Here is a 7800-nt window from a genome sequence, read left to right on the forward strand (position 1 = left end):
CCGAGGACCGTGGCGTCCCGGGACACTGGGAGGGCGATCTGATCATCGGGACCGGCCGGTCCGCGATCGGAACGCTCGTCGAACGCAGCAGGCGGTTCACGATGCTGCTGCACCTGCCCCGGATAGAGGGCTTCGGCACCGAACCACGCACCAAGAACGGACCCGCGCTCGCCGGCCGCGGCGCCGAGGCAGTGAAGGACGCGATCACCGCCACCATCACCACACTGCCCCGGCAACTACGCAGGTCGCTGACCTGGGACCGGGACACCGAACTGGCCCAGCACGCCCAACTCCGCATCGAATCGGGGCTCCAGAGGGAACCGGCCTTTCCCGCTGGCAGCCGGACGACCTCGAAGCTGTTGCACAAGCCCTCAACACGAGGCCCCGCAAAACCCTCGGTAGGAGAACACCAGCAGAAGCCCTTCCGCGGTCCGTGCGGGCATGGCCGGTGAGTACCAGATGAGTCCACCGGCCGGACCGGTGACCGCCTGGATGTTCACCCCGTGGCGGCGGTGCTTGCCTGAGCAGTCGTCCCGGCCGTTGCCGACACGGTGGCACTCGGCGAGCGTGCCGTCGCCCGGGGCATGCCCCGGGCGCTACCGCGGATAGGACCCCGGTCATGGTCGCGAGCACATCCCGTGACCATGACCACGACCGTGGCCTCCGGTGTGCGCCCCGATGCGACATCTGCGTCTACTGGCGGGTGAAGGCAGTTACCCGGTGATGCCCCTGCTCAACGTTGACATTGGAGACGTAGACATGTTTGCCATCAGGAGTAATGGCCATTCCGGCGTCCCACTGGGAGGTGGGGCCGGTCTCCAGGGTTTCCAGGACGCTGTTGTCACCGGTGTTGACCTCCAGGACCTCGCCGCGTTCCGTGGCCGCGAATAGGGTCTTACCGTCTGCGCTCAGGGTCATGTTCGACACAGGGGACGGCGCTGCAACGGTCGCCACGACCTGATCGGAATCCGTATCGACTACCTGGATCCCCTCATTCCAGGTAGCGGTATTGATACCGAAGGTGTAAAGGTATCGGCCGTCCGGGGAGACCTTAATGGTGTTCCCATCACGTGACGTCACCGACGCTAGAGTGCGGATCTCATTCGTGGCCGTGTCGAGTACGGTTACACCTCCGGCGCCGTAGACATAAACGCGGCTGCCATCAGGAGAGACGGTAATGGGCGTAGTGCCAAGGCCCACAGAGCTCAGATCGATGCGGGCAGAGACTTTATCCGTCGCTGTGTCAACTATATTGATCGCAGGAGACCCAGACAGAGCCGACGAAGTTACGTAGAGCTTGTGACCGTCCGGTGACACCGCAACGGCGAAAGGAAAGCTATCCTGACCCAGCTCGACAACTCCCGTCAACTGACCCGTGAACGCGTCGACGACGCGGATTCCGCCCGGGTCGGCAACATAAAGGCGTTTTCCGTCCGGAGAAACGGCGATTCTACCGAGTCTGCTTCCTGGATTAGCCGACGAGAAAGTTTCAGCAAGCTTGCCGGTAGCGGTGTCAATGACGCCGATTCCGTCTGCCGCAGCAACATATGCACGCTTTCCGTCCGGTGACATAGCGAGATCTCCGGCGAACCGCCCCATGGGGATCTGTGCTGCGTTCCACCGCGTATCAACGCCATCGGCCGAAGCCTCCGCGCCCGGGGCCGAAGCCGCAGAAGCAGGCGGGGTGGACACCGCGTCGGCGGCGAAAGCAGTTCCTGCCATTGAAGTCGGTGCGGCGATTCCGGCGGCTAGAATGGCTCCCAGCAGCACGCGGCGCATACGCCCCGGCACCGCAGAGGGGCTGTTATTTTTCGAGGCCTGCATGTTTGTCTCTTTCCATACCAGGGGGAGCCATTAACTGGCGTGCCCTGACATCATGGGCACCGGGCTTTCGGCCGCAACTCCCCTGATCGGTCAGATCAGCACCTGAAGCGCATTCCTCCGAAAGGACGGGCCTCGGGAAGCCGCGGGAGATCGACCGGGCCCGCCCCGCTGCTCACCGCCGCCGTCCCCGCGAGAGAGGTGCATCCGGTAAGGACTTCGGCCCCACGAGGAGACTGGGATTACCGCCACCTGCCCTCTGCTTTGCCGTCTCCTTGGTGGCAGCGGTGATGGACGGGTTGTAGGCGGGCGGGGGTATGTGGAGCTGGTCGGTCGTGTAGTCGCCGAAGCGGAGGACGTTCTCGCGCCGGTACGGGCTGAGTACGGCAAGATCGCTGACGTTCAGAGTCCAGCCCTCGCGGGACATCTGCCGCAGGGCCCGGGTCATGTCGATGCTGGTGGAAAAGATGACACTTGCGGCGAGGAGGTCGAGGAACTTGACCGCCTTGTCCTGCAGTTCCGGGTCGCGGCTGGTCAGCCATCCGCCGTTGCCGAAGTGGAGCCATTTGGTGAATCCGTTGTAGGCCTCGGCCTTGTTCGTCGCCTTCTGGATCTGTTCCCGCAGTGCCGGGTCGGACAGGTAGCGCAGCAGCACCATCGTGCGTACGGCACGGCCGACCTCGCGGAACGCCTGGTAGATCTGGTTCTTCCTCGACCGGTTGTTCAGCCGGCGTAGCAGGGTCACCGAGGAGACGGTGCCCTGTTTGACGGAGAGCGCGACCTGCATGAGGTCGGGCCAGTGACGGTGTATGAGGTCCCAGTCGATGGCGATTCGGGGGTCGGTGGAGAACAGCTGGTCGATGTGGCGGTAGCGCGTCTTGGGGTCAGGGCGGTGGAAGGTGAGGTCCTGGAAGTTGCGGATCCGGGGCAGAAGATCGATCCCCAGCAGGTGCGCGAGCCCGAAGACAGGGAAGGACTGGCCTTGCGTATCGGCGTGGACCTGCTCCGGCTGGGCCGCCGACTGGTTCTGCAGGAGGGAGTCGATGAGGTAGACGGCCTCCCAGACGCCGCAGGGCACGAACCTGGAGAAGAGCGCGACGTAGGTGTTGGCGACCAGATGGTGGGCGATCCCTCCGTATCCGCCGTAGCGGATCGAGGTCTCGGCGAGGAGGTTGTCGACGGCGGAATCCATCATCGTGCCGTCCACCGCTGCTACTGACCCATCGCCCCAGGACCGCACCAAGTCCAGGTCCAGGTGCGCGTCGACGATGTCGGCGCCCGCCCGGGCCAAGTTCTTGGGCGTGCAGTGGCGTTTGGCGATCGCGGCCAGCTCGTGCGCGGAGACCGTGCTCATGTGGCGGGCGGCCTGGGTGGCGCCGAGGCCGGAGCCGTAGGTGAACGCGGTGACCACGTACCGGGCCAGTGGTTCCTTCAGTTTAAGGGTCCGACCCGGAGAGGGGTCCGAGGCGGTGCCACCAGGCGGTCCAGTGGGCCGCCCGGGCCAGGTGCTCCAGGATGCCCCGGGCCGGCAGCCGCTGATCCAGCTCCGCCTCCAGCGCGGCCGCGGAGACGGTGCGCTCGCGACCGGTGCGCTGCTTGAGAGAGGGAACACCCGATACTGGGTCGATCGTCAGGTCCGCGTTGTCCGGATAGCCGGCATCCACCTCCTCGGCGACCTGTGTGAGCTGCTGTTTCAGGTTGTCCACGAACCCGTCGGCGGTACCAGGGATGCCTGCCTGCTCGCAGAACTCCGCTACCTGGGACTTCGCCTGGTCCCAGGGCAGCAGCATCGTGGTCCAGTCGCCGAAGTCCTCGGCTCCCACTACGGCTATGTCCCCGCAGCGCAGCTCTTCGACGAGGTAGGTGAAGACCATGACCTCGCAGTGCCGGCGCACCAGCATCCCCGGCTGGTCCTTCGCATACACCGTCGTGCGCCACTGCTGCGAGGCGAACGACAGGTCCAGGACCTGTGGCGGTGCGGGATCCCCGTCGTCTGACGGTGCCCCGGGGGCCCGGGGCGTGTCGGGGATGAGCTCACGGGTCAGGTGCCGGTTGGCAACGGCGTGCTCCAGGGCGTCCAGCACGCTGCGGTCCCGGGAGGTGGGCACGAAGGTCAGGATCTGGGCGAGCTTGAACATCGTCGGCCGGTCAGGACGGAAGAACCGCTCGACCAGAGGCGTCCAGTTCCCGCCCGGTACGCCGCCAGGGCTTCAATCTCCGCCAGCTGGGCATCGAAGCCACCATTCCCCTCCACCACCTCGCGGACACGCTTCACGGCCAACGCCTCGTCCAGGCTCCCCTGCCCGCTCAGACCGGCACGCTCGTCGGAACTGTGCTCCTTCAGCACCGTCAGCACGTTCTTATAGGAGACCAGCAGCTGCTCGGTGGACGCTTTGTGACGCTGCTCCAGGTCTGCCAGCTCCTCCTGGGCCCGCTTGCCATGCCGCGCCATCCGCTTGGACAGCATCACCACGAACTCATCACGCACCCGAGCCCTGGCCTTGGCGACCACGCACGCGAGTAGAGCGGTCCTGCGCGGCTCGCTGATGTCCAGCATCTCGCCGACCGACAGCACGCGGGCTGCTCCGCGAACGCGCTGACCTTGGCGGCAGCGACCCCCTCGACCCACCTGGCCGCGTCACCGAAGCCATCAACGAGATCGACGCGCTCACCGTGCTGCCGGAACCTGGACCACGTCGCCCGCCGTCCCGGCTCCTTGATCACGTCGAAGGGGCTGCGACGCTCACCGTCCGGTACCACCAACAACCCCGCCAGACGGGGCCGGGCCGTAGCCACCTGCTCGGCGATCCGGGCAAATATCTCACCCTCCACCCGCGTCCTGACCGAGGCCGCCATCCGGTCCAGTGTCGAAAAGCCCGGCAGTTCCAGGCCCGCGCGCACGATCTCCTCGAGCGCGACGTTGACCAGGTCCACCACCGAGGCCCGCACCGGGGCCGCCTCCTCCATCGCGGCAGCAGCGATCTACTCCGGGCGGCCCATGCGTCCGCTTCGCCGCCCACCCGACCTCAGCCTCATCGGGAATGAAGAACTGCGCCAGCTCACGGTCGGAGATGACCCGCTTGAACCGCGGATACGCCGTCCGCTCCACCGACGCCACAAACACACCGTCAATCACATGATCAGCAACCACAATACCTGTGGTCCCACGCTGACGATCATCACGGACCGTCATCAGAGGGCAGACACACAGCGCAGTCAGCTGTCACCCGACGTGTTCAAGTGGCCCGTTTCCCGCGTATCTCCTCCGCCCCCCTCGCTGGTCCCGAATCCGGGCGGGGGTCTGGGCGAGGGTGTCGTGCTTGCGCAGATACACGAGTGCGATCAGGGCCCGCTGAGAGGCAGGCAGCTTGCACCGGCGGTCACCCTCACGGGTGGCCCAGGGCCCCTCTGGCCGTGTCCGCCGACGGGTAGCCGGTGACGCCGGCGGCGCCCCGGTGCGTGAGAGGCAGTCATGCGGACGCGCCAGGGGGCCCGACCGGCTAACCCTGGCGCTTACCCGATCTTCCCTCACCACACCCACCGCGGGCACATCACCACGCCGGAATTGCGGCGTGGCCCCGTAGGAAATCTGGAGCGACCAGTCGGGTCCCGGGCAGAAGGAGCAGCGGCTCCGCGATCCCTCGCAACCGTCCGGGAACAACCCGGCTCCAGGTCCCGCCCAGAGGGCTACGACACCTCACCGCACGGTCATTCTGCGGGGAGCACGACAGGAGTCCGCCGCAGCCGGGGCGGCCCCTTGCGCGTTCCCACCACCCGGTGAAGTGCAGCATTGCAGTTTCCCGGTGCGTGCGCCCCCACCGCCCCGTTCATCACCAGCCGCGATGACCCCTGCTCGTGGTGCAGCCAGCCATAGCAACCTACGGTCCGAGCCGCGGTCAGCCTCACTGTCCGAGATCCGCGCGGGCCCGTCGCCCGGGATACCCCTTGGCGGGCGGGGGCGCCCGTGCCGGCCCGGCCGCTCCCTGCCGGGCCGCTCCCCCATCATGGCGGGCGGGACTGCGCAGCAGCCGGTACGGCGGTCACATGAGTCCCGCTGCCCGTAACCACCACGACGTGCAGTCGTTGAGCAGAACGTCTCCCTTTCCCCGAGGCGATCGGGGGCCCGCCCGCCTCCAGCGGGCGGGCCCCCGGCCCACCGCAGCACACACCCGGCCGCTCTTAGGGAGAACGGTGTAACTCCGCTCGTGGAAGTGCGCCTACCAGCGAGAACATGACCAAGAAGCCGCTGTGCGGGGTGCTCCTGCCAGCTGTCAGCAGCTTTCGGACCGGCTGCACCTGCACGGCGGTGTCCCGGCGTCGGCGTCGAGGCAACCAGCGCCTGCGGAGCCGGGTCGACCCGAGTTCCTGTGGGCTAACGGCATCACCGCCGTGGAGGTCGACCGACCGGACCGCGAGGCGTGGGAGGGACAACGGCAAGCCCGGCCCTGGCAATGCATGCGCCGCGCCGTGGCCGTGCTCCCCAGCAGCGCAAAGGGCCCGCAGGACGGCCGTCAGAGCCCGCACCCAGACCGCCGCCCCCTCGACCGATCCGCGCTCTGGTCACCACCGCCCCTGCACGAGCCCGTGGGCAGTTGCGGGGCTGCCCGCAGTGGAGCCGGTCGGCCCTTGTCCCGCTCCCCACCCGCCGCCGGTCTGGAGGACCCAGCTTGCGCGGCGGGGACGGCTCTGCGGTGTCCCGACCGTGGGTACCGGGCGCTCAGCCAGGAGATCGCCGGTGCGGGCGCTGGGCTGGCTGTCCCCCGCTGGTCAACTGGGGGCGGCTGTGGTCCGAGGCATTCGCCTGCGAAACAGGAGGTCATCCGCTGCCTGAAGAGGTCTGCCGCACGCGGGATCCGCCAAACGCAGCCTCCGCACCACTGCCCGCGCCGCCTCGGCTTCCATAGGGCATAGGGCTCAAGGGCCTGCCCGACGCGGTCGGCGGGGTCCGGCCCGCAACCGTCGTCCAGACCGCCGTCCACCTCCTGCGGGCCCTCGTCCCGCTGCACCCGCCGCCAGGACCGGGAAAAGACCGCTGAAGCCCGTCTGCGCCTCTCCTACCGAGAGCCCGCCACCAGCAGGTTCCGGGAGCTTGCAAGAAATGGTGTGGCGGGTATCCGGCAGTTGGGAGGAGGCCCGTGTGCAGTTCGACGCTGGGATCCGCCGGATCATCGGCACCACCCACGCCGTCGGGCGCGTCCATGTCCGCATCCGCCGGGCTGTCCGTACCTGCGGCCGCTTGTCCTGCGAGAACGCGGCTCGCAGTGCGTCCGCCTCGCGGTCATGTCCCCAGCCCCGCGGGCACCGGCCGCGAACGCTGGACCATGGCTGGAAGCGAGCCCTGCAGGTTCGGCACACCTTCGCCGGCCGCTTCGCCGACGCCGCGCTGAGCTCAGCAGCTGTACCGGCCGTCACCGGCACCGGACCGGCCGGCCCTGAGGCCCACACCGGGCCGTGCGCCTCAGGGCAGGTCTCGGTCCACGTGCAGACGGTTCCCCCCGTGGCCCCGCAGTCGGAAAAAACGCCAGCTCATATCGGGTCGGTGCCCCTGTACGGGATCGCGCTCACCGACGTATGCTGGCCACCATCTGTTGTTCAGGCAGGAGGAGGGCCCCGCCCCGTGGCGGGGCCTCCTTCATTGAGCGTGTCCCACTTCGTTCTCGCGAAATGCCACGATTAGCGGCTGGTCGAGGACATCTTCACCACACTCGACGAACAGACCGTCGTCGCCCCCAGCACCGATGCTGCCACGCTGATCGTCCCCAGCCTCGCGAGTTCACTCCAATCCGTCCTTGACCGCCCGGATTGAGGAACTCCTGGAGGCCAACCCTCTAATCCAGTGAGCTTGTTCAGGTTGGCCACTGGTCGGGTGACGGCAAGGCGGGCGTAACAGGCGAGGCCCTCGGGCTGCTGAGCGGGATGTCTGACGTCCACAGCTCTTCAACTCGGGGGCCTCGTCGGTTCCTTATCCTGCCGTACTCG

General features: G+C 67.5%; 4 protein-coding genes and 4 pseudogenes. 2 read left to right on the plus strand and 6 right to left on the minus strand.

The genetic code is table 11. The features are described from left to right. Positions 1-463 (plus strand): annotated as a pseudogene (locus IF89_RS0134210) (transposase); the annotation flags it as partial. Here the strand turns inward: IF89_RS0134210 and IF89_RS48480 are convergent. From IF89_RS48480 to IF89_RS45290, 6 genes and pseudogenes are all read right to left on the minus strand, one after another. Next, a pseudogene (locus IF89_RS48480) lies at positions 429-575 on the minus strand (IS5/IS1182 family transposase); the annotation flags it as partial. The pseudogenes IF89_RS0134210 and IF89_RS48480 sit on opposite strands and share 35 nt — an antisense overlap. A gap of 118 nt (positions 576-693) precedes the next feature. Continuing rightward, positions 694-1824, minus strand: a complete 1131-nt coding sequence (locus tag IF89_RS46560) for a WD40 repeat domain-containing protein (RefSeq protein WP_158718073.1) — start codon at positions 1822-1824, stop codon at positions 694-696. A gap of 172 nt (positions 1825-1996) precedes the next feature. Beyond that, entirely contained in the window at positions 1997-3232 is a 1236-nt protein-coding gene (locus IF89_RS41285; protein ID WP_051808070.1) for a Tn3 family transposase, read from the minus strand. A gap of 25 nt (positions 3233-3257) precedes the next feature. Further along, positions 3258-3959: a hypothetical protein gene (locus IF89_RS46565; protein WP_051808072.1), complete on the minus strand. Its 702-nt coding sequence runs from the start codon at positions 3957-3959 to the stop codon at positions 3258-3260. Further along, entirely contained in the window at positions 3935-4396 is a 462-nt protein-coding gene (locus IF89_RS41295; RefSeq protein WP_158718074.1) for a hypothetical protein, read from the minus strand. The genes IF89_RS46565 and IF89_RS41295 overlap by 25 nt, the downstream gene beginning before the upstream one ends. Positions 4397-5091: 695 nt before the next feature. Then, positions 5092-5215: pseudogene (locus IF89_RS45290) on the minus strand (IS5/IS1182 family transposase); the annotation flags it as partial. A 2283-nt stretch (positions 5216-7498) separates the two neighbouring features. On the opposite strand from IF89_RS45290, the pseudogene IF89_RS48485 reads away from it, so the two are divergent. Then, positions 7499-7652, plus strand: a pseudogene (locus tag IF89_RS48485) (IS110 family transposase); the annotation flags it as partial. Positions 7653-7800: the final 148 nt, after the last annotated feature.

This window comes from Streptomyces sp. NRRL F-2664 (assembly GCF_000719345.1).
Taxonomy (GTDB): domain Bacteria; phylum Actinomycetota; class Actinomycetes; order Streptomycetales; family Streptomycetaceae; genus Streptomyces.